Source organism: Streptomyces sp. NPDC001732 (assembly GCF_053596315.1).
Genome location: NZ_JBSFFY010000009.1, coordinates 19065 through 40522 on the forward strand (window position 1 = coordinate 19065; position 21458 = coordinate 40522).

General features: G+C 71.0%; 18 protein-coding genes. 10 read left to right on the forward strand and 8 right to left on the reverse strand.

Going from position 1 to position 21458, the window contains the following annotated elements; genetic code table 11:
- Positions 1–243: 243 nt before the first annotated feature.
- Positions 244–1332 carry a redox-regulated ATPase YchF gene (gene ychF, locus ACWCXX_RS12215; RefSeq protein ID WP_451126254.1) on the reverse strand — a complete coding sequence of 363 codons (1089 nt, stop codon included), beginning with the start codon at positions 1330–1332 and terminating at the stop codon, positions 244–246.
- A gap of 416 nt (positions 1333–1748) precedes the next feature.
- Here ychF and ACWCXX_RS12220 point away from each other — a divergent pair, with 416 nt between their 5' ends.
- Positions 1749–2309, forward strand: a complete 561-nt coding sequence (locus ACWCXX_RS12220) for a DUF6542 domain-containing protein (protein WP_451126447.1) — start codon at positions 1749–1751, stop codon at positions 2307–2309.
- Between the two features lie 132 nt (positions 2310–2441).
- Here ACWCXX_RS12220 and ppgK read toward each other — a convergent pair whose 3' ends face one another.
- Together ppgK and ACWCXX_RS12230 are read right to left on the reverse strand one after the other, a co-directional pair.
- A complete protein-coding gene (ppgK, locus tag ACWCXX_RS12225; RefSeq protein WP_451126255.1) occupies positions 2442–3179 on the reverse strand; it encodes a polyphosphate--glucose phosphotransferase in 738 nt (245 codons plus the stop codon).
- Positions 3180–3397: 218 nt separating this feature from the next.
- Positions 3398–4396 carry a 4-hydroxy-3-methylbut-2-enyl diphosphate reductase gene (locus ACWCXX_RS12230; protein ID WP_451126256.1) on the reverse strand — a complete coding sequence of 333 codons (999 nt, stop codon included), beginning with the start codon at positions 4394–4396 and terminating at the stop codon, positions 3398–3400.
- Positions 4397–4470: 74 nt separating this feature from the next.
- Here ACWCXX_RS12230 and ACWCXX_RS12235 point away from each other — a divergent pair, with 74 nt between their 5' ends.
- From ACWCXX_RS12235 to ACWCXX_RS12250, 4 genes are all read left to right on the forward strand, one after another.
- On the forward strand, positions 4471–5889 hold the full coding sequence (locus ACWCXX_RS12235; protein WP_451126257.1) for an APC family permease: 1419 nt from the start codon (positions 4471–4473) through the stop codon (positions 5887–5889).
- A gap of 221 nt (positions 5890–6110) precedes the next feature.
- A complete protein-coding gene (xseA, locus tag ACWCXX_RS12240; protein ID WP_451126258.1) occupies positions 6111–7322 on the forward strand; it encodes an exodeoxyribonuclease VII large subunit in 1212 nt (403 codons plus the stop codon).
- 112 nt (positions 7323–7434) lie between these two features.
- Complete coding sequence (locus ACWCXX_RS12245) at positions 7435–7695, forward strand: exodeoxyribonuclease VII small subunit (protein WP_451126259.1); 261 nt, start codon at positions 7435–7437, stop codon at positions 7693–7695.
- Positions 7696–7935: 240 nt separating this feature from the next.
- Positions 7936–8526 carry a malonic semialdehyde reductase gene (locus ACWCXX_RS12250; RefSeq protein WP_451126260.1) on the forward strand — a complete coding sequence of 197 codons (591 nt, stop codon included), beginning with the start codon at positions 7936–7938 and terminating at the stop codon, positions 8524–8526.
- A 135-nt stretch (positions 8527–8661) separates the two neighbouring features.
- Here the strand turns inward: ACWCXX_RS12250 and ACWCXX_RS12255 are convergent, their stop codons facing one another.
- Positions 8662–9180, reverse strand: a complete 519-nt coding sequence (locus ACWCXX_RS12255) for a DUF4245 domain-containing protein (RefSeq protein WP_451126261.1) — start codon at positions 9178–9180, stop codon at positions 8662–8664.
- Positions 9181–9325: 145 nt separating this feature from the next.
- On the opposite strand from ACWCXX_RS12255, the gene glpX reads away from it, so the two are divergent.
- Positions 9326–10357: a class II fructose-bisphosphatase gene (gene glpX, locus ACWCXX_RS12260; RefSeq protein ID WP_124716631.1), complete on the forward strand. Its 1032-nt coding sequence runs from the start codon at positions 9326–9328 to the stop codon at positions 10355–10357.
- A gap of 243 nt (positions 10358–10600) precedes the next feature.
- Here glpX and ACWCXX_RS12265 read toward each other — a convergent pair whose 3' ends face one another.
- Together ACWCXX_RS12265 and ACWCXX_RS12270 are read right to left on the reverse strand one after the other, a co-directional pair.
- Positions 10601–10984, reverse strand: coding sequence for a WhiB family transcriptional regulator (locus ACWCXX_RS12265; RefSeq protein ID WP_451126262.1), 384 nt, complete (start codon positions 10982–10984; stop codon positions 10601–10603).
- Positions 10985–11357: 373 nt separating this feature from the next.
- On the reverse strand, positions 11358–12017 hold the full coding sequence (locus ACWCXX_RS12270; RefSeq protein WP_451126263.1) for a DUF1707 SHOCT-like domain-containing protein: 660 nt from the start codon (positions 12015–12017) through the stop codon (positions 11358–11360).
- 225 nt (positions 12018–12242) lie between these two features.
- Between ACWCXX_RS12270 and ACWCXX_RS12275 the strand changes: the two genes are divergently transcribed.
- Entirely contained in the window at positions 12243–13907 is a 1665-nt protein-coding gene (locus tag ACWCXX_RS12275; RefSeq protein WP_451126264.1) for a fumarate hydratase, read from the forward strand.
- A 91-nt stretch (positions 13908–13998) separates the two neighbouring features.
- Here the strand turns inward: ACWCXX_RS12275 and ACWCXX_RS12280 are convergent, their stop codons facing one another.
- Positions 13999–14997: a LuxR C-terminal-related transcriptional regulator gene (locus tag ACWCXX_RS12280; protein ID WP_451126449.1), complete on the reverse strand. Its 999-nt coding sequence runs from the start codon at positions 14995–14997 to the stop codon at positions 13999–14001.
- Between the two features lie 211 nt (positions 14998–15208).
- Between ACWCXX_RS12280 and ACWCXX_RS12285 the strand changes: the two genes are divergently transcribed.
- Both ACWCXX_RS12285 and ACWCXX_RS12290 read left to right on the forward strand, forming a co-directional pair.
- On the forward strand, positions 15209–16504 hold the full coding sequence (locus ACWCXX_RS12285) for an MFS transporter (protein WP_451126451.1): 1296 nt from the start codon (positions 15209–15211) through the stop codon (positions 16502–16504).
- 472 nt (positions 16505–16976) lie between these two features.
- Positions 16977–18278, forward strand: a complete 1302-nt coding sequence (locus ACWCXX_RS12290; protein ID WP_451126265.1) for a M18 family aminopeptidase — start codon at positions 16977–16979, stop codon at positions 18276–18278.
- 100 nt (positions 18279–18378) lie between these two features.
- Here ACWCXX_RS12290 and ACWCXX_RS12295 read toward each other — a convergent pair whose 3' ends face one another.
- On the reverse strand, positions 18379–19908 hold the full coding sequence (locus tag ACWCXX_RS12295) for a ricin-type beta-trefoil lectin domain protein (protein WP_451126266.1): 1530 nt from the start codon (positions 19906–19908) through the stop codon (positions 18379–18381).
- A 104-nt stretch (positions 19909–20012) separates the two neighbouring features.
- On the opposite strand from ACWCXX_RS12295, the gene ACWCXX_RS12300 reads away from it, so the two are divergent.
- Positions 20013–21437 (forward strand): class II fumarate hydratase, encoded by a 1425-nt coding sequence (locus tag ACWCXX_RS12300; RefSeq protein ID WP_451126267.1) that lies wholly within the window; start codon positions 20013–20015, stop codon positions 21435–21437.
- The last annotated feature ends 21 nt before the right edge of the window (positions 21438–21458 follow it).

The following is a 21458-nucleotide window of genomic DNA, read 5'->3' on the forward strand; positions in this document are numbered from 1 at the left end:
GTTGGGTGTGGCCGATGAGGTCGACCGGACGATGTTTGCAGGAGCATGGCCCACGATCCAGCGCGGGGACCTCACCAGCGCCCCAGCGTGGTAGGGCGAGCAGAGGTAATGACGGGTGCCGAGAGGTCAGGTTTCTCAGCACCATATCGGCACGGAAAACAGCAAGGGGTCGGCTCCGGGAAGAGCCGACCCATCCGCCCTGCATGTTTGCCACGTCGGGCGACGTGGCGTCGTTTCATCCGCTCACACGTTGAAGCGGAACTCCACCACGTCGCCGTCCTGCATCACGTACTCCTTGCCCTCCATGCGGGCCTTGCCCTTGGCGCGGGCCTCGGCCACCGAGCCTGTTTCGACCAGGTCCTCGAAGGAAATGATCTCCGCCTTGATGAAGCCCTTCTGGAAGTCGGTGTGGATCACACCGGCCGCCTCGGGGGCCGTGGCGCCCTTCTTGATCGTCCAGGCCCTGGCTTCCTTGGGGCCCGCCGTGAGGTAGGTCTGCAGGCCCAGGGTGTCGAAGCCGACGCGGCCGAGGGTGGCCAGGCCGGGCTCTTCCTGGCCCATGGACTGGAGGAGTTCGAGGGCCTCGTCGTCGTCGAGCTCGATCAGCTCGGACTCGATCTTGGCGTTCAGGAAGATCGCCTCGGCGGGGGCGACCAGGGCGCGCTGTTCGTTCTTGAAGTCCTCGTCGACCAGCTCGTCCTCGTCGACGTTGAAGACGTAGAGGAAGGGCTTGGTGGTCAGGAGGTGCAGCTCGTGGAGGAGCTTGCCCTTCTCGGTGCCCGCGGTGATGCCCGCGGCGAAGAGGGTCTGGCCGGACTCCAGGATCTTCTGGGCCTCCTCGACCGCGGCGAGGACCGCGACCTTGTCCTTCTGGAGGCGGGACTCCTTGGTGAGGCGCGGGACGGCCTTCTCGACCGACTGGAGGTCGGCGAGGATCAGCTCGGTGTTGATCGTCTCGATGTCGTCCTTGGGCGAGACCTTGCCGTCGACGTGGACGACGTTCTCGTCCTTGAAGGCGCGGATGACCTGGCAGATCGCGTCGGACTCGCGGATGTTCGCGAGGAACTTGTTGCCCAGGCCCTCACCCTCCGAGGCGCCGCGGACGATGCCGGCGATGTCGACGAAGTCCACCGTGGCGGGGAGCAGCCGCTGGGAGCCGAAGATCTCCGCCAGCTTGTTCAGGCGAGGGTCCGGGACGCCCACGACGCCGACGTTCGGCTCGATCGTGGCGAACGGGTAGTTGGCCGCCAGCACGTCGTTCTTGGTCAGGGCGTTGAACAGGGTCGACTTGCCGACATTGGGCAGACCGACGATTCCGATCGTGAGCGACACGTTGGCGACTTCCTGAGGAGTGAGGAGGTGGTGGGTGAGGCGGCGGTGGGCGGGAGCGCGGTGGGTGGAACGGTTGCGGACCCGGTGGGCCGATTCTCCAGTTTACGGGCGGGGGCGACCGGGCAACCACGGGTCCGGTCGGGGGACGGGCGAGGCAGGTGGGTGAGCCGGGTGGACAGGGGGTCCGGGAAGCGGTACGGGCGGGGAGCCGGTCGGTTCCCGTTCGGCCGTGTGGCATCGAACTCATCGCCTAGGTCGCTCAAAGCGCGTGTCCCGCACCTGATTCCTCCCGTCCGGCGACCTACGTTGTCCCGGTGGAGCAGCACAGGACACGTCCCCCGCAGCGCAGGCAGGCTCAGCAGGCCCCGCTGTCCCCGCAGGGCACCATCGAGGAAACCGCGACCGTCTACCGGGTGATCAGGGCCCCCGAGGGGCGGGCCCGGCCGGTGCCGCCCGTGGTGCTCGCGCTGCGCAAACTGCCGAACCCGCGGCTGACCGGCATCGGCGCGGGGCTCTTCGCCGCCGCCTGCATGCTCGTGGTGGCCTGTCTCGACCTGCTGCTCCTCGACGGTTCGTCGGTCGTGTTCGGGGCGCTGTTCCTGCCGGTCAGCGCGCTGACCGCGCTGTGGGTGCGACCCGCGGACCTGGTGACCGCGCCGATCATCGTGCCGATCGCGTTCACCGTCGGCGTCGTCCCGATCGCCGGTGGCACGGGCGGCTTCGGCGGTCGGACCATGGCGGTCGTCACGGCACTCGCCGTGCACGCCGGGTGGCTGTACGGCGGAACGCTCATCGCCGGGGTCATCGCGACCGTACGGAAGGTACGGCTGATGCGGCAGCGCCAGCGCCGCCTGCTGCTCGCCGCCCAGGCCGCCCGGCCCGGCCAGGCGGCGGCACGGTCCGCGCAGACGCCGGCCCGGCCCGGCCCGGCCCAGAGCTCCCGGCCCGCGCAGGCACCGCGCCGCCCCCGGCGGTAACCGCCCGTACCCGCTCCCGCCCGCGCGTCCGCGCACCCGTCCGGGGACTGTGCTCGTACGACCTGACGACGGCGGCGGCCCCGGCGAGGGGCCGCCGCCGTCGTCAGGTCGTCGGTGGTCGGTGGTCGGTCCTCAGTGGCCGTCGGCCGCCATCGCCGCGCCCACGATGCCCGCGTTGTTCTGCAACTGCGCCGGCACCACCTCGGCCCGTACGTTCTCGATCAGCGGCAGGAACTTGGCGGCCTTGCGGCTGACCCCGCCGCCGATGACGAAGAGTTCGGGCGAGAACAGCATCTCCACGTGGAGCAGGTACTTCTGCAGCCTGCGCGCCCAGTGGGACCAGCTCAGGTCCTCGTCCTCCCGCGCCTTGGTGGAGGCGTGCTTCTCCGCGTCGCGGCCGTTCAGCTCCAGGTGGCCCAGCTCGGTGTTGGGCACGAGCCGGCCGCCGGTGAAGAGGGCGCTGCCGATCCCCGTACCGAGCGTCAGCACGATCACCGTCCCCTTGCGGTCGCGGCCGGCGCCGAACGTCATCTCGGCGATGCCGGCCGCGTCGGCGTCGTTCAGGATCGTGACGGGCATCCCCAGCCGGTCGCCGAGCAGCTCACGGGCGTCCAGGTCGATCCAGCCCTTGTCGACGTTGGCCGCGGTATGTGTGCGGCCCCCGGCGACGACGCCCGGGAAGGTGACCCCGACCGGCCCCGACCAGCCGAAGTGGCCGACCACCTCGGCCACGCACTCGGCCACGTCCTTGGGTGTCGCCGGGTGCGGCGTCAGTACTTTGTGGCGCTCCTGCGCCAGGTCTCCGCGATCCAGGTCCACGGGAGCGCCCTTGATCCCGGATCCGCCGATGTCCACGCCGAAGATCTGCATGCGGTCCACGGTACGGGCAGCCGGACCGGCGCACTCCCCGGAACGCGAGGACGTGTGCGCCGGAGGACCTGTGTACCGGAGGGCGTGTGCGTCGAAGAGGAACGCGGACGTGGACGTGGACATGGAACGCGGGAAGACGTCGGCGCCGACGGCACCGCCGGGGGAAACCGGGGGCCGTCGGCGCCGGGAGCGTTGCTTCTCGGAGCGTGCCGGGGGCGCTACTTCTCGGAGGTTCCGGAGAGCGCGGCGGCCTCGGCGCGCAGGTCGCGGCGGAGCTCCTTGGGCAGCGAGAACGTGATGGACTCCTCGGCCGCCTTCACGATCTCCACGTCCTCGAAGCCGCGCGCGGACAGCCACTCCAGGACGCCGTCGACCAGCACCTCGGGCACGGACGCGCCGGACGTGACACCGATCGTGGAGACGCCCTCCAGCCATGCCTCGTCGATCTCGTCGGCGAAGTCGACCAGATGGGCGTCGTTCGCCCCGGCGCCGAGGGCGACCTCGACCAGGCGGACCGAGTTGGAGGAGTTCTTGGAGCCGACGACGATCACGAGGTCGGCGTCCGCGCCCATCTGCTTCACGGCGATCTGGCGGTTCTGCGTGGCGTAGCAGATGTCGTCGCTGGGCGGGGAGACCAGGAGCGGGAACTTCTCCTTGAGCGCGCCGACCGTCTCCATCGTCTCGTCGACGGAGAGCGTCGTCTGGGAGAGCCAGACGACCTTCGACGGGTCGCGCACCTCGACACCGGCGACGTCGTCGGGGCCGTCGACCAGCGTGATGTGGTCGGGGGCCTCGCCGGAGGTGCCGATGACCTCCTCGTGGCCCTCGTGGCCGATGAGGAGGATGTCGAAGTCCTCCTGCGCGAAGCGAACCGCTTCCTTGTGGACCTTGGTGACCAGGGGGCAGGTCGCGTCGATCGTGGCGAGCTTCCGCTCGGCCGCCTCCTGGTGCACGGTCGGCGCGACGCCGTGCGCGGAGAACATCACGATCGAGCCCTCGGGGACCTCCGCCGTCTCCTCGACGAAGATCGCGCCCTTCTTCTCCAGGGTCTGTACGACGTACTTGTTGTGGACGATCTCGTGGCGCACGTACACCGGGGAGCCGTACTGCTCCAGGGCTTTCTCCACGGCGATCACGGCACGGTCCACGCCCGCGCAGTAGCCACGGGGAGCGGCGAGCAGGACGCGGCGGGGTGTCGTAGCAGTCATGCGTCCCATCGTAAGGCCGAGCAGGACGCGCGGAAGATCGGCACTGTCGCGAGACTGATCCGTACGCGAACAACGGAGGGCTCATGGCGGAGACCGGCGGCAACGGGGGCAGCGGCGGCGGCATCGGCGGTACTGGCGGGGACGCGGAGGCGGAGGGCGCGGCGGGGTCGCACCAGGAGGGCGGCAGGCTGCGGCGGACGCTCGGCTTCCGGGATCTGGTGGTCTACGGGCTCCTCTTCATCGCGCCGATGGCGCCCGTCGGTGTGTTCGGCACGCTCGACGCGAGGTCGGACGGTGCGGTCGCGCTGGTCTACGTCGCGGCGACCGTGGTGATGGCGTTCACGGCGTTCAGCTACGCCCAGATGGTGCGGGTCGCGCCGCTGGCGGGCTCGGTCTTCGCGTACGCGCGCAAGGGGCTCGGGGAGGGGCCGGGGTTCATCGCCGGGTGGATGGCGATGCTCGACTACCTGCTGATCCCCGCCGTCGCCTATCTCTTCTCCGGGATCGCGCTGAACTCGCTCGTCCCGTCGGTCTCGCGGTGGGTGTGGACGGCGCTCGCGGTCGTCGTCACCACGCTGCTCAACCTCTGGGGCGTACGGGCCGCCGCCCGGGTCGGTTTCGCGGTGCTCGCGATGGAGATCGTCGTGCTGCTGGTGTTCCTGGTGTCGGCGGTGGTGGTCCTCGTGCGGGACGGGGCGCAGCGCGGCTGGCTGACCCCGTTCACCGGGGACACCGTCTTCTCCGTGTCGGCGGTGGTGGGGGCGGTCTCGGTGGCCGTGCTGTCCTATCTCGGCTTCGACGCGATCGCCTCGTTCGCGGAAGAGGTGACGGGGGGTTCGGAGAAGGTGGCGCGGGCGGTGCTCTTCTGCCTGGTGCTCGCGGGCACGCTGTTCGTGGTGCAGGCGTACCTGGCGGCACTGCTGGAGCCGATGACGTCGGCGGAGCTGGCCGCCGATCCGGCCGCGCAGGGGTCGGCGTTCTACGACACGGTGGACGCGGCGGTCGGGAGCTGGCTGCACGACCTGGTGGCGGTCAGCAAGGCGATCGGCGCGGCCTTCGCGGCGCTGGCCGGGCAGGCGGCCGCGGGGCGGCTGCTCTTCGCGATGGCCAGGGAACGGCGGTTGCCCCGGGTGCTCGCCAGGGTCGACCCGGGGTCGGGGGTGCCGCGGGTCGCGATCGTGCTGGCCGCGACGGTGACGCTGGTGGCCGCGGTGTGGGCGGCCCGGCGGGCCGACGGTCTCGACCATCTGGTGTCGGTCGTCGACATCGGCGCCCTGACGGCCTTCGTGCTGCTGCACGCGTCGGTGGTCGGCTGGTTCGCCGTACGCCGGATGGAGGGGCCGCCGAGCTGGTGGCGGCATGTGCTGGTGCCGGTGGTGGGCGCGGGGGTGCTGATCGCGGTCATCGTGGAGGCGACGGCGAGCGCGCAGGTGGTGGGGGTGTGCTGGCTCGGGGTGGGGCTGGTGGTGCTGGCGGCGCAGTGGGAACGCCGCACGGTCTGAGGGAGCGACCGGGGAAACCGAAGAGGGAGCCGAAGGAAAACGCCGGGGGTTCTCCGCGGAGAAGTCCGCGGAGACCCCCCGGGAAGGGTGCTGACGGTTACCGGCGTGGGCGGCCGTGTGTCGGTGGGGCCGTTTGCAGGGGGCCGTTCGTCGGGGCCTTTGTCGGTGGGGCCGTTTGTCGGTGGGGCCGTTTGTCGGTGGTGGCGGATACGCTCCCTCGCATGGCTCTCCAAACGTCCGCGGAAGCTCCGCTGCCCGTCGGTGAAGTGTCGCGGCTCATCGGCGGCTGGATCGACCGGCTCGGGGCGGTCTGGGTGGAGGGGCAGATCACGCAGCTGTCCCGTCGGCCGGGTGCCGGAGTGGTGTTCCTGACGCTGCGCGACCCGTCGCAGGACATCTCGGTGGGGGTGACGTGCTTCCGCCAGGTCTTCGACCGGATCGCCGACGTGGTGACGGAGGGGGCGCGGGTCGTCGTCCTCGCCAAGCCCGAGTGGTACGCGCCGCGCGGCCAGCTGTCCCTGCGGGCCACGGAGATCCGGCCGGTCGGCATCGGTGAGCTGCTGGTCCGGCTCGAACAGCTGAAGAAGTCGCTGGCCTCGGAGGGGCTCTTCGCGCCCGACCGGAAGAAGCCGCTGCCGTTCCTGCCGCAGCTGATCGGCCTGGTCTGCGGGCGGGCGTCGGCCGCCGAGCGCGATGTCCTGGAGAACGCCCGGCGGCGGTGGCCCGCGGTCCGCTTCGAGGTGCGCAACACGGCGGTGCAGGGGGTCCACGCGGTGAATCAGGTGGTCCAGGCGGTGAAGGAGCTGGACGGCCTTCCCGACGTCGACGTGATCGTCGTGGCTCGGGGCGGCGGCAGCGTGGAGGACCTGCTGCCGTTCTCGGACGAGCAGTTGATCCGGGCGGTGGCCGCGTGCCGTACGCCGGTGGTGTCGGCGATCGGCCACGAACCCGACTCCCCGCTGCTCGACCTGGTCGCGGACCTGCGCGCCTCCACTCCGACGGACGCGGCCAAGAAGGTCGTGCCCGACGTGGGCGAGGAGCTGGACCGGGTACGGCAGTTGCGCGACCGCGCGCTGCGGACGGTACGGGGACTGCTGGACCGGGAGGAGCGCGGGCTGGCGCACGCCCTGGCCCGGCCGTCGATGGAACGCCCCCACCGGATGGTGGACGAGCGCGCCGCGGAGATCGACGCGCTGACCGGCCGGAGCAGACGGGTGCTGGGGCATCTGCTGGACCGGGCGGACTCGGAGCTCGCCCACACCCGGGCGCGGGTCGTCGCCCTGTCGCCCGCGGCCACGCTGGAGCGTGGATACGCGGTGCTGCAACGGGCCGACGGCCATGTCGTGCGGTCCCCCGAGGACGCGGGAGCGCCGGGCGACGCGCTGCGGGCCCGGGTCTCGGGGGGCGAGTTCACCGTACGGGTGGACGAGTGAGCGGGCCCGGCGCCGGTGCGCACGGGTTCGGCGGTGCGCCCACGGGTGCACCCGAAGGCAGGAACGGACGAGGTCACAGGCTCCTGACGGGCCGGAGAGCAGGGTGGAACGCATGACGGAGAAAGCGACCGGGACGGCCGACGCCGCGGACACGCTCGGCTACGAGCAGGCCCGCGACGAGCTGATCGAGGTGGTGCGCCGCCTGGAGGCGGGCGGTACGACGCTCGAGGAGTCCCTCGCGCTCTGGGAACGGGGCGAGGAGCTGGCGAAGGTGTGCCGGCACTGGCTGGAGGGCGCACGCGCACGGCTGGACGAGGCACTGGCGGGACCGGCCGGCTCCCGGGGCGACGGCGCGGCGGCGGACACCGACTGAGGCGCGGGCGGAGGCAGCGGCACGAGCGGAAGCGGGACGACCGGGACGGGCAGGACGGGACGGGACGACAAGCCGATCGGCACGGGCGCTGCAGAAGACGCGCTGCGGAACAGGCGCTGCGGGACGGGTCCTGTGGAACGGATCACTCCCTCTCCACCTTTAGTTGAAAGTTAACCTACTTCTCCCGTACGGTGGTCCTCGTTGATCGATCCCGTGTACGCCCGGAAGGTAATACGCACGATGTCCCTCGCTCTTGACCCCACCGCCCAGGACCTCCTCTTCCGCGAGGCCCGCACCGCCAACACCTTCACCGACGAGCCGGTCAGCGACGAGCAGGTCCAGGCGATCTACGACCTGGTCAAGTACGGCCCCACCGCCTTCAACCAGTCGCCGCTGCGCGTCGTCCTGGTCCGCTCCGACGAGGCCCGCGCGCGCCTGGTGAAGCACATGGCCGAGGGCAACCAGCCGAAGACCTCGACCGCCCCGCTGGTCGCGATCCTGGCCACCGACAACGAGTTCCACGAGGAGCTCCCGGCGCTGCTGCCGCACTTCCCGCAGGCCAAGGACGCGTTCTTCTCCGAGCGCCCGGTCCGCGAGTCGGCCGCCGCGCTGAACGGCGCGCTGCAGGCCGCGTACTTCATCATCGGCGTCCGCGCCGCCGGCCTGGCCGCGGGCCCGATGACCGGCTACGACGCCGCGGGCATCGAGAAGGAGTTCCTGGACGGCGACCACAACGTGCTGATGGTCGTCAACATCGGCAAGCCGGGCGAGGACGCCTGGTTCCCGCGCCTGCCGCGCCTCTCCTACGACGAGGTCGTCACGACCGTCTGACCGTCGCCGCGTACACGGGGAAGGCCCCGGAACCCACAAGCAGTGGGTTCCGGGGCCTTCCCCGTACGCATACGCACATGCACCCGCACGGAGGACGGGGTACACCCGCTCGGGCGGCGCGTCCTCCCGGTGGCGTCAGGATCCCTTGAGCGCCGCAGCCATCTCCGCCAGCCGCTCCGTCGAGGCGGAGCCCGTGACCACCGTGGTCGAGCCCTTGTCGAGGCGCACGAGGGCGTCGTACTTGTCACCCTTCCAGTGCTGCCAGCTCTCGCCCGCGACCTGCCGCGTACGGCCGGTGTTCCTGGCGTCCTGGCTGACCTCGGTGACGTACTTCTTCGCCGGGGACGTGGACTGCTCCACCGCGACGTACTTGCCCTCCGGGTCGAGGAAGCCCAGGTGCCAGCTGTTGTCCGCCTTGCGGTCGTAGCTGACCGAGGTGGGCTTCCAGTCCTCGGTCAGCCCGTCCGGGGCGGCCACGGGGTACGGCGCCGCGCGCCGCGCCGTCAGCAGCTCCACCCGGTAGTCGATCGGCTGGACCGGGTTGGCGTTCTCGTCGTGCGGAATGAAGATGTAAGCACTCCCCGCGACGGCGGTGATGACCGCCATCGACAGGAACATGTCCCGCACCGTCTGCTTGCCTCGCTTGCTAGCCACGGACCCATGGTCGCATCAGGCCCGACGGGTCCGACTCCGGGGGCAGCCGCTCATAAGTGACCCGGTCTGCTCATTTTGTCGACCTGACGATAGAGTCGCAGCACCCTCCTCTTCCGGTCGTCGCCGTACAGAAAGGTGTGCTCCGATGTCCGAGCATCATCTGCCGTCTCAGCTCGAGGTCTCCCCGGAGGCCCCCGACCGCAACCTCGCCCTGGAGCTGGTCCGGGTCACCGAGGCCGCCGCGATGGCGGCCGGGCGCTGGGTGGGCCGCGGCGACAAGATCGGCGCCGACGGCGCCGCCGTGAAGGCCATGCGGACCCTCGTCTCCACCGTCTCGATGAACGGCGTCGTCGTCATCGGCGAGGGCGAGAAGGACGAGGCCCCCATGCTGTTCAACGGCGAGCGCGTCGGTGACGGCACCGGCCCCGAGGTCGACATCGCCGTGGACCCGATCGACGGCACGACCCTGAACGCCAAGGGCATGCCGAACGCGATCGCCGTGCTGGCCGCCGCCGACCGCGGCGCCATGTTCGACCCGTCCGCCGTCTTCTACATGGACAAGCTGGTCACCGGCCCCGAGGCCGCCGACTTCGTCGACATCAACGCACCCGTCTCGGTGAACATCCGCCGTGTCGCGAAGGCGAAGAACTCCGCCCCCGAGGACGTCACCGTCGTCGTGCTCGACCGCCCCCGCCACGAGGGCATCGTCAAGGAGATCCGGGAGACCGGCGCCCGGATCAAGTTCATCTCCGACGGCGACGTCGCGGGTTCCATCATGGCCGCCCGCGAAGGGACCGGCGTCGACCTGCTGATGGGCATCGGCGGCACCCCCGAGGGCATCATCTCGGCCTGCGCCATAAAGTGCCTCGGCGGTGTCATCCAGGGCAAGCTCTGGCCCAAGGACGAGGCCGAGCGGCAGCGCGCCCTGGACGCCGGGCACGACCTGGACCGGGTGCTGTCCACCGACGACCTGGTCAGCGGCGACAACGTGTTCTTCGTCGCGACCGGCATCACGGACGGCGAGCTGATGCGCGGCGTGCGGTACCGCGCGGAGACGGCGACCACCGAGTCGATCGTCATGCGGTCCAAGTCCGGCACCATCCGGAAGATCGACTCCACGCACCGGCTGTCGAAGCTGCGCGCCTACAGCGCGATCGACTTCGACCGCGCGAAGTAGGCCCCACGGGTCTCACGGGTCCCGCCGGCCCCGCGGGAGCCGTACGAGCCATGCCGGAAGAAGCGCGAAGAGGCGCCCCCCTGTGCGGTGGGGGCGCCTCTTCGCGTTGTCCGGTCCGGGTCTCGCTCGATCCGGGCCGCTCGGTCCAGGTCTCACTCGGGCCGGGTCGCTCACTTTGGGTCTCGCCCGGTCCGGGTCGCTCGGTCCGCGCCGTCCCGCCCGGGGCGTCCGGTACCGGTGCGGTCAGCCCGCCGCGGCGATGCGGCCCGTCGCGGTGGAGGACGCGGACGACGCCTTGAGCTCCATCTCGCGCCGTCTGCGCCGGGCGAGCACCACGCGGCGCTCGGCGGCGGTGAGGCCGCCCCACACCCCGTACGGCTCCGGCTGTATGAGCGCGTGTTCCTGGCACTCGATCATCACGGGGCAGCGTGCGCAGAGGCGCTTCGCCGACTCCTCGCGCGCGAGTCTGGCAGCAGTCGGCTCCTTCGACGGGGCGAAGAACAGCCCGGCCTCGTCCCGGCGGCACACCGCCTCCGAGTGCCAGGGGCCGGCCTGGTCCTCCCGCGCGGGGGTGCGCTGGGGAGGAACGGCGGCGACCTGCAGGGGCTGATGCGGCAGTTGCAGCACGGTCTACTCCTGACGACTTCGCGAGCGGGAGACGATGCAGCATCCCCTACCCGTTGTGCGCACACCTATGCACTGAGTGGCCCTTCGTTCCGGTCCGCCAAATCATGTCCGACCGACCTTTTGGCTTGTTCTCGAAGGGGTTCGAAGAAGTTCGAATGCACTCCGGGAAACCCGGAGAAACCGGGATTCGCCCGGGACTTTCCAGAGCGTTTCGGAGAAGTCCGGAACCGTCCGGAGGGCTTCACGGAACTTCGGGACACCCAGGAGAAGTGCGACAAGAACAGGAAAGGTTCGGCACGGGCGGATCGGCCGGAATTCGGGGACGGCACACCCCGCCACCACCGGGGACCCACCGCCGCTGCGGGCCGCCCTGTCAGCCGAAGTGTTTGCGCAGCCGGTCGTGGAGATCCGCGATGAACTTTCCGCGCTTGGGCTTCGCCTCGACACTGCCGAACACCGAATAGCCGTTGACGACGACCACCGGTGCTTCCGGATTCGCGGATTCCAGCGTGGCGACTTCGAAATTTCCGAAGACACCCGTGCCACTGCCGCGCAGCGAGATGTTCTCGGGAACCCTGATATCGACGCTTCCGAAGACGGAAGTGGCGTTGATGACCGTGAGCCTCTGGCCGAAAAGAGCCTCGGTCAGATCGATCTCCACACTGCCGAAGAGCGCGAAGGCGTTCGTGCGGCTGCCGACCCGCCAACGGCCCTTGCGGGTGGACCCGCTGAAGATCGCCACCAGGTTCTCGGCCGGGCCCACGGGGCTCTCGTGGAGGGGGGCACCGGCGGCGGCCGGGCGGGAGGCGGCCGAGGCGGCGGGCAGGTCCCGCACCAGCGGTTCGAGTTCGCCGACGGTCTTGGCGCGGTAGACCGCGTCGACCCGCTCGGCGTGCTCATCGGCGGTGAGCCGGCCCTCGGCCATGGCTTCCCGCAGGATGTCCGCGATCCGGTCCCGGTCCGCGTCGGAGGCGCGGATGTCGGCCGACTCCGCGGGGGCTACGGGCTGCTGGGGGTGCTTTTCGAGGTCCACCGACCCAGCGTACCGAAACGCGATAGATCGCGACTACCCCCCGCGACCCTGTCGTGTCGCCCCGCCCACCCCCACACCCCCCATCCCCGCCGTACCACGGACCCGTCCCGGAAGGGTGGAACTGAGCCTTACCTCACAGCTTCGGCGCCCGTGCGGCGTTCTACCCTTGTGGATGCGCTGCCCAAGGGAGGTCAGCCGCCGTCTGCCGAGTGAGGAATGGCCGTAATGCCAGAGTTTGCGTACTCCGATCTGCTCCCCCTGGGCGAGGACACCACGCCGTACCGTCTGGTGAGCTCCGAGGGTGTCTCCACCTTCGAGGCCGACGGTCGTACGTTCCTCAAGGTCGCTCCGGAGGCGCTGCGCACCCTGGCCGCCGAGGCCATGCACGACATCTCGCACTACCTGCGCCCCGCCCACCTGGCGCAGCTGCGGCGGATCGTGGACGACCCCGAGGCGTCGTCCAACGACAAGTTCGTCGCGCTCGACCTGCTGAAGAACGCGAACATCGCCGCGGCGGGCGTCCTGCCGATGTGCCAGGACACCGGCACCGCGATCGTCATGGGCAAGCGCGGGCAGAACGTCCTCACCGAGGGCGGTGACGAGGAGGCCCTGTCGCACGGCATCTTCGACGCCTACACCAAGCTCAACCTCCGCTATTCGCAGATGGCTCCGCTCACCATGTGGGAGGAGAAGAACACCGGCTCGAACCTCCCCGCCCAGATCGAGCTGTACGCCACCGACGGCGGCGCGTACAAGTTCCTCTTCATGGCGAAGGGCGGCGGCTCGGCCAACAAGTCGTTCCTCTTCCAGGAGACGAAGGCCGTGCTGAACGAGGCCTCCATGATGAAGTTCCTGGAGGAGAAGATCCGTTCGCTGGGCACGGCCGCCTGCCCGCCGTACCACCTGGCGATCGTCGTCGGCGGCACGTCGGCCGAGTTCGCGCTCAAGACCGCCAAGTACGCCTCCGCGCACTACCTGGACGAGCTGCCCGCCGAGGGCTCCCCCACCGGTCACGGCTTCCGGGACAAGGAGCTGGAGCAGAAGGTCTTCGAGCTGACCCAGAAGATCGGCATCGGCGCCCAGTTCGGCGGCAAGTACTTCTGCCACGACGTGCGGGTCGTCCGCCTTCCCCGGCACGGCGCCTCGCTGCCCGTCGCGATCGCCGTGTCCTGCTCGGCGGACCGCCAGGCCACTGCGAAGATCACCGCCGAGGGCGTCTTCCTGGAACAGCTGGAGAAGGACCCGGCGCGCTTCCTGCCGGAGACCGAGGACTCCCACCTGGACGCGGGCGAGGTCGTGAAGATCGACCTGAACCAGCCGATGGACGAGATCCTGGCCGAGCTGACCAAGTACCCGGTCAAGACCCGGCTCTCGCTGACCGGCCCGCTGGTCGTGGCGCGCGACATCGCGCACGCCAAGATCAAGGAGCGGCTGGACGCGGGCGAGGAGATGCCGCAGTACCTGAAGGACCACCCGGTCTACTACGCGGGCCCGGCGAAGACGCCCGAGGGGTACGCCTCCGGCTCCTTCGGCCCGACGACGGCCGGCCGCATGGACAGCTACGTCGAGCAGTTCCAGGCGGCGGGCGGCTCCAAGGTGATGCTGGCCAAGGGCAACCGCTCCAAGCAGGTCACCGACGCGTGCGACGCGCACGGCGGCTTCTACCTCGGCTCGATCGGCGGCCCGGCCGCGCGCCTGGCGCAGGACTGCATCAAGAAGGTCGAGGTCGTCGAGTACGAGGAGCTCGGCATGGAGGCGGTCTGGCGGATCGAGGTCGAGGACTTCCCCGCGTTCATCGTCGTCGACGACAAGGGCAACGACTTCTTCACCGAGCCCGCCCCGGCCCCGACGTTCACCAGCATTCCGGTGCGGGGCCCCGGCCTCGCCTGACACACCGGCACCTCGCGCCCGCGGGGGCGTACCGGCGGCACGACGTCCGGTACGCCCCCGCGCGCCGTTCCCCGGTCCCCTCCGGCTCCGCTCACTCCTCCAGCGGGCCCGACAGCAGGCCCGACGTCGCGACCAGGTAGCCGAGTTGGGCCCGGCCGTTGCTGCCCAGCTGCTCGGAGACCTTCCGCACGTGCGCGACGACGCTGCGGCGGCTCATGCCGAGGCGGCGGGCGATCGACTCGTCCGTCTCACCGCCCACGACCGCCTGCAGGATGGTCCGTTGCAGGTCGGAGGTGACGACCGGGGTGCGCAGCGGCACCCGTTCCGGGCGGACCGGTACCGCGCGGGCCCACGCCTCGTCGAAGTGGCGGGCCAGGAAGCGGACCAGGGAGGGGTGCTGGATGCGCAGGGCGCTGTGCGGATCGTCGGAGAACGGGATGAGGGCGAGATCCCGGTCGAAGACGATGATCCGGTCGACGACTTCGGAGAGCGTCCTGACCTCGGCGCCCTCGGTCGTCACCCGTTCTATGTAGGCGAGCGTCGTACGGTCCGAGCGGACGGTGTGCTGGTAGATGGTCCGTTGCCGGATGCCGCGGCGCAGGTTGCGCAGGTCCCGGGGCAGCGCCTCCTCCAGCGCGTGTGCGGGACGGCCGCCGCCGGGGTGGGCGGTGCGGACCTCCTCGCGGCAGCCCGCGACACCCGCGTCGAGCGCCTTGCCGATGACCGCCTCGCCGGAGAGCCGGGTGAGGGCAGGCGGTTCGAGCCGGTGCAGATCGACGTACAGGTCCTCGAACGCGGCCAGGACGGCACGGGTCGAACGGAGTGTGCGGCGCTTGTGGGCGATCGCCTCCTCGATGGGGCCGAGCGCGTCGAAGGAGGCGGTCTCCGGCGGTACGGGGACGAGGTGTCCCGGGGCGTTCCGGTCCTCCACCATCAGATGCAGGGTGATCAGGCAACCGGGCACCTCGTCCGCCGGAAGGCTGCCCTCCGTGAGCGCGCGCCGGTAGGCCGCGAGGGCCGTCCCGCACACGTGGTCCGGTGACGATTCGCGGCAATCACACGCCCGTGGGCCGGAATGATCGTCCTTCACAACCATGCAGATTACATTCGCGCACCCGGCAGACCGCGGGTGAACGCGGTCGCTCGGTGACGATGGGCCGGTGACGCGCGACATCGAACAGACGGGCGACCGGTCGGGCCGGGCACCGGGCGCCGATCCGGTCGGCACGGCACGCGGGGAGCGCCGTTATCGGTTCCTCGTCGCCGGGTACGCGCTGTCCTCGTACGGCACCTTCCTGAACATGGTGGCGCTCAACCTGTTCGTCTACGAGACGACGGGCAGGGCGCTGGCGATGGGTCTGTTCATGACCGTGCGGCTGGCGTCCGGCTTCGTCGCCGGGCTGGTCGCCGGCGGTCTGCTCGCCCGGTTCGCCGCCAAGACCGTCATGCTGTGGACGAACGTGGCGCAGGCCGCGGTGATGCTGCTGCTGGTCCTCGCGCCGCAAGGAGCGCGGACGGCCGCACTGACGGCCGTCTCCGTGGTGGTCGGCGGCTGCGGGACGCTGTTCATGGTGGCGCTGCGCAGTTCCATTCCCGAAATGGTCGGCGAGGAACGGAGGTCCTGGGCCAACTCCCTCTCCATCACGGGCCGTTCCCTGGCGATGGTGGCCGGTTTCGCCTCGGCGGGCGTGGTGGTCTCGCTCGTCGGTTACACCGCCGCGTTCGTGGTGGACATGGCCACCTTTGTGATCTGTGCCGCGACGGTGGCACTGCTGCCGATGGCGGGCGGGGAAAAGGAGAGAGGGAAGGGGCGGGAGAAGGAGAAGGGTCGGGAGGCCGGCGGGGACGCTCCGGGAAGCAGTACGGAGGGGGAGCGGCCCGGGAGGGGACGGAACGGGCGGCGGTGGCGGATGCCCGGCGCGTTCCTCGCGACGGCCGCCGTGCCCGGTCTGGGCCTGATGGTGGCGCTGCGGAGCGTGGACGCCCTCGGTTCCTCCTCCCACAACGCCGCGCTGCCGGTCCACTCGGCCGCGCTCGACGCCGCGCGCCCCGCCGTGTTCGTCAGCGCGTTCTGGTGTCTGTGGGCGCTGGGCAACGTGGCCGCGCAGCAGGTGATCCAGCGGTACGTCGGGCGCACCGGGCGGACGGTGGGCGCGCCGGGGTTCGGGTACGGCACGTGTCTGATGTCCGGGGCGTTCATCCTGGCGTTCGCCGGGTTCCCGGTGGCGGCGACCGCCGTGATCGCGCTGGCCGCCGGAGCGGCCGACGGGCTCACCGAGGTCTCGTACACCTCTCATCTGCAGACGCTCTCCCCCGATCTGCGCGGCCACGCCTTCGGGCTCTCCGCGACCGTGGAGAACCTCGGCTTCGGCGTCGGCATGATCCTGGTCTCGGCGGCGCTGGAGAGCCACGGCCCGCTGACCGTCGTCGCCTGGTCGCACGGGGCGGCCGTCGTGGTCGCCGTGGTGTTCCTCATCAGGGTCCCGGGACTGCGGAAGCGCCCCGGCACATCCGACGCGTCGGATGTGCCGGAACGGCCCGACGCCTCCGGCACCCACTCCGCCTCCGCCTCCGAGCATGACGGGCAGGCCCGGTGAACCCTCGCATCCGACGAAATCAAGCCAATTTCGAGCGCCCCGGCAGCACCCCCCGTACCGGGCCCGGCACCGGCTCTCTCCGGCACGGGACTCAATCCCTCCGGCACGGGGCGCATCCGTCCGGCGCGGAGTCCGGCGCGGCCGTGTCCGGCCCGTGGTCCGGCACCGCCGCTTTCACGCAGCGGGCCACGGACCGGACTTGCGCCCCACCGGGCCGCTGCGATGGGTTGTCCGACGTTCCTGAAGTACTCCGCCGACCCGGCGGCCGGCGACCCGAGCCGGGAGCCGGGAGAACGACCCGGCAGCCGGTTGCCCCCGACCGGAAGCCCGGTCCGGTCACCGGGAGACCCACCCCGGCCGACCGGCCCCGTCGGCCGGACACCGCACCGCGCCGCAGCCGCCGCACCGGGCCGAGCGGCCCGGTACCGATTCCTCCACCCTCACCGTCGAACACCGGAAAGGCGGACGCCGAATGACGCCGCTTCCCCACCTCAGCCACACCGACGACCTGCTGTCCTTCATCAGCTCCGCCCCTTCCCCGTACCACGTGGTGGCGAGCGCCGCCCAGCGCCTGGAGAAGGCCGGCTTCCGCGAACTGCGCGGCACGGACGACTGGACGGGAACGACGGGCGGCAGCTTCGTCGCCCTCGGCGGTGCGCTGATCGCCTGGTACGTCCCCGAGGGCGCCCCCGCCCACACCCCCTTCCGGATCGTCGGCACCCACACCGACTCCCCGAACCTGCGGGTCAAGCCCTCCCCCGACACCTCCTCCGCGGGCTGGCGGCAGATCGGCGTGGAGATCTACGGCGGCGTTCCGCTGAACACCTGGCTGGACCGCGACCTGGGGCTGTCCGGGCGGCTCGCGCTGCGCGGCCCCGACGGCACGACCTGCTCCCGGCTGGTGCAGATCGACGAACCGCTGCTGCGGGTGCCCCAGTTGGCGATCCATCTGGACCGTACGGTCAACGAGGGGCTCTCGCTCGACCGGCAGCACCACCTGGCCCCGGTGTGGGCGCTCGGGGAGCGCGAGGAGGGCGCCCTGCTGCGTCGGGTCGCGGCGGCGGCGGAGGTGGAGCCGGACCGGGTGATCGGCTGGGACCTGATGCTCCACGACGTCCAGCCGCCCGGATACCTGGGCGCGGACCGGGAGTTCGTGGTGTCCGCGCGGCTGGACAACCTGGTGTCCGTGCACGCGGGCGTCACGGCCCTGGCGGCTGCCGCGACCGCGGCCGAGGAGCCCTCGTACGTGCCCGTCCTGGTCGCCTTCGACCACGAGGAGGTCGGCAGCGGGTCGGAGACCGGCGCGCAGAGCCCGTTGCTGGAACGGGTGCTGCACCGCTCGGTCCTCGCGCGCGGCGGCGGTTCGGAGGACTGGTCGCGCGCCCTGTCCGGAGCCTTCTGCGTCTCCGCCGACATGGCCCACGCGGTGCACCCCAACTACGCGGAGCGGCACGACCCGGACCACCGTCCGCTGCCGGGCGGCGGCCCCACCGTCAAGGTCAACGCCAACCAGCGGTACGCCACCGACAGCACCGGCTTCGCGGTGTTCGTGTCGGCGTGCGAGCGGGCGGGCGTGCCGTGGCAGCCGTTCGTCTCCAACAACGCGATGCCGTGCGGCACGTCGATCGGCCCGCTCACCGCGGCCCGGCTGGGCGTGGCGACGGTCGACGTGGGGGTGCCGGGGCTGTCCATGCACTCGGCGCGCGAGCTGTGCGGGACGGCCGACCCCGGTCATCTGTGCGCCGCGCTGGGCGCGTTCATGACGTCGGGCTGAGAGCCTGCCGGGCGGCCTGCGCTCGGGGGCGTCCCGGAAACCGCCGGGGGCGGAACGGCAGCCGCCGTTCCGCCCCCGGGGCGTTCACCGGAGGGACCGGTCACACGAACCGCTGCTGTGCGCTGCCGTCGCAGCTCTGCAGCTTCAGCGGGTCCTTCGCCCCCGCCAGCGTCAGGCACAGCCCGGTGGAGGCCGCCGGGCGCAGGGTGCCCGACTGCTTCACGAACTGCTGGTTGGCCGCGCCCGAGCAGTTGTACAGGATGGCCGTGGCGCCCGCCCTGTAGTCGGCGCCCGGCACGTCGAGGCAGCGGTCGTGGCTCAGCGCCGTACGGAGGGTCCTGGTGCCGGAGTCGTACCACCAGCCCTGGTTGCGACCGCCGTGGCAGTCCCAGCCGCCGACCTTGGTGTCGTTGCGGGTCACCGAGGCGGGAACGTCCACGCAGGTGCCCGTGGCCTCGTTCTTCAGGGGCTCGAAGAGGTCGTCCCACGCCCCGGCCTGCAGGACGGGCTTTCCGGTGCTGGCCGGGTCGGCGCAGCTCGCCTCGCGCAGGTTCGAGTTGTAGACCTGCGTCAGGCAGGAGGCGAAGGCACCGTGGCCGCTCGCGTTCGGGTGGTAGGACTGCCGCAGCGAGTTGGAGTCCGGCGGGAAGTGCCCGAGGTCGATGTAGAGGCCGCGGGCCCAGGTGGACTCGCTGCAGACCTCGTGTCCGTGGAAGAGCCGGGAGTTGTCGAGGTAGACGGCTCCGGTGTCCGCGGCGACCTTGCGCATGCCGCGCTCGAAGGCGGGCACGGCGGCGTTGCGGCCCCAGGCGGCGTCGGAGTCGTAGCCGGCGCAGCCGCCGGGAAGCTTCCCGGGGAAGTTCGGGTTGTCGTAGAAGTCCGGGCCGATGGGGCTCGGGTAGCCCATGACGACGAGCTTGTAGTCCTTGTCGGCGTAGCCGGCCCCGGACATGACGGTCCTCAGGTCGCGCACCGTCTTCTCGACCTTGGGGACGAGTCCGTCGACGCGCGCCTGCCAGCCGCCCTCGTACTTGGGCTGGCAGGTGCCCTGGGAGAACACCCAGCGCGTGACGCAGTCCGTCATGACCGGGCCGAACTGGAGGTCGTCGTTGGCACCCGCCACCAGCACGATCATCTTGATGCGGGTGTTGCGCGCCTTGATGGCGAGGTTGTCGCTCTGCACGAGCTCGTCGGCGTACTGCTTCGAGCCGCCGATCACGATGTTGCCGGTGTACGCGCCGGAGCAGGAGACGTTGTACGTGACGTCCGCCGGGATGCCGGTGCGGTGGATCGCGGAGTCGGGCGAGCGGTGGCACCAGTTGTCGGGGCCGTTGGTGCCGGCCTCGTACGTGCCGACGCCCTCGCCGGAGATCTCGCTGTCGCCGAGCGAGATCAGCCCCGTCTTGCGCTCGGCGAGCGGGCGCTCGGCCGGGTCGCCGTACAGCCGGGTGGCCTCCGCGGCGCGGATGGCCTCCAGCTCCGGTGACAGGGGGGTGGATGCGGTAGGGGTGGTACCGGACCGTTCCGCCGCGCCTGACGGTCCTGCGGCGGCGACCGCGCCGCCGAGCGCCGCCGCCATGGCCGCGGCGGTCGCGACCGTACGGCGAAGCCTGTGTCTCGTGCGCCTCATTGCGCCTCCCGGGTTGTGGTTACCCCCGGTATTTACTGGTCGGTAGCCCTCTTGGGAATAGAAACAACAAGACAAGTGCTCAACTTTTTCAGGAGGTTGAACCCATGAACGAGTCACAGGGCGGCGCACCGGCCCCCGCGGACGGCACGAATTTCCGCGTCGAGCACGATTCGATGGGCGAGGTGAGGGTCCCGGCGGACGCCAGGTGGCGGGCCCAGACGCAGCGCGCCGTGGAGAACTTCCCGGTCTCCGGACAGCGGCTGGAGCGGGCCCACATCGAGGCCCTGGCCAGGATCAAGGCCGCCGCCGCGAAGGTGAACGCCGAACTGGGGGTGCTCGACCCGGACATCGCCCTGGCGATCCAGGAGGCCGCCGAGGAGGTCGCCGACGGACGGTGGGACGACCACTTCCCGGTCGACGTCTTCCAGACCGGCTCGGGCACCTCGTCCAACATGAACGCCAACGAGGTCGTGGCCACCCTCGCCGGCGAACGCCTGGGCCGCGAGATCCATCCGAACGATCACGTCAACGCCTCGCAGTCGTCCAACGACGTCTTCCCCTCGTCCATCCACATCGCCGCGACCGCGGCCGTCACCGGCGACCTGATTCCGGCACTGGATCACCTGGCTTCCTCCCTCGAACGCAAGTCCATCGAGTTCGCGACGGTGGTGAAGTCGGGGCGCACCCACCTGATGGACGCCACGCCCGTCACCCTCGGCCAGGAGTTCGGCGGCTACGCGGCGCAGATCCGGTACGGCGTCGAGCGGCTGCGCGCCTCTCTCCCCCGTCTCGCCGAGCTCCCGCTGGGCGGCACGGCGGTCGGCACCGGCATCAACACGCCGCCCGGCTTCTCCGCCGCCGTCATCGCCGAGGTCGCCCGGGTCACCGGACTGCCGCTGACCGAGGCCCGTGACCACTTCGAGGCGCAGGGCGCGCGGGACGGCCTGGTCGAGACCTCGGGCCAGCTCCGCACCGTGGCCGTCTCGCTCACCAAGATCTCCAACGACCTGCGCTGGATGGCGTCGGGGCCGCGCACCGGCCTGGCGGAGATCGCCCTCCCCGACCTCCAGCCGGGCTCCTCGATCATGCCGGGGAAGGTGAATCCGGTCGTTCCCGAGGCCGTGCTGATGGTCGCGGCCCAGGTCATGGGGAACGACACGACGGTCGCCGTCGCGGGCGCCGCGGGCAACTTCGAGCTGAACGTGATGCTCCCGGTCATCGCGAAGAACCTGCTGGAGTCGGTGCGGCTGCTGGCCAACGTCTCGCGGCTGCTCGCGGACCGCACGGTCGACGGGATCACCGCGCACACGGAACGGGCCAGGGAGTACGCCGAGTCCTCCCCCTCCGTCGTCACCCCGCTGAACAAGTACATCGGCTACGAGGAGGCGGCGAAGGTCGCCAAGAGGTCCCTCGCCGAGCGCCGCACGATCCGCGAGGTGGTGCTGGACTCGGGCTACGTCGAACGCGGCGACCTCACCGTGGAACAGCTCGACGAGGCCCTGGACGTACTGCGGATGACCCGCCCGTGAGCCGCGCCCCTCTAAGATCCG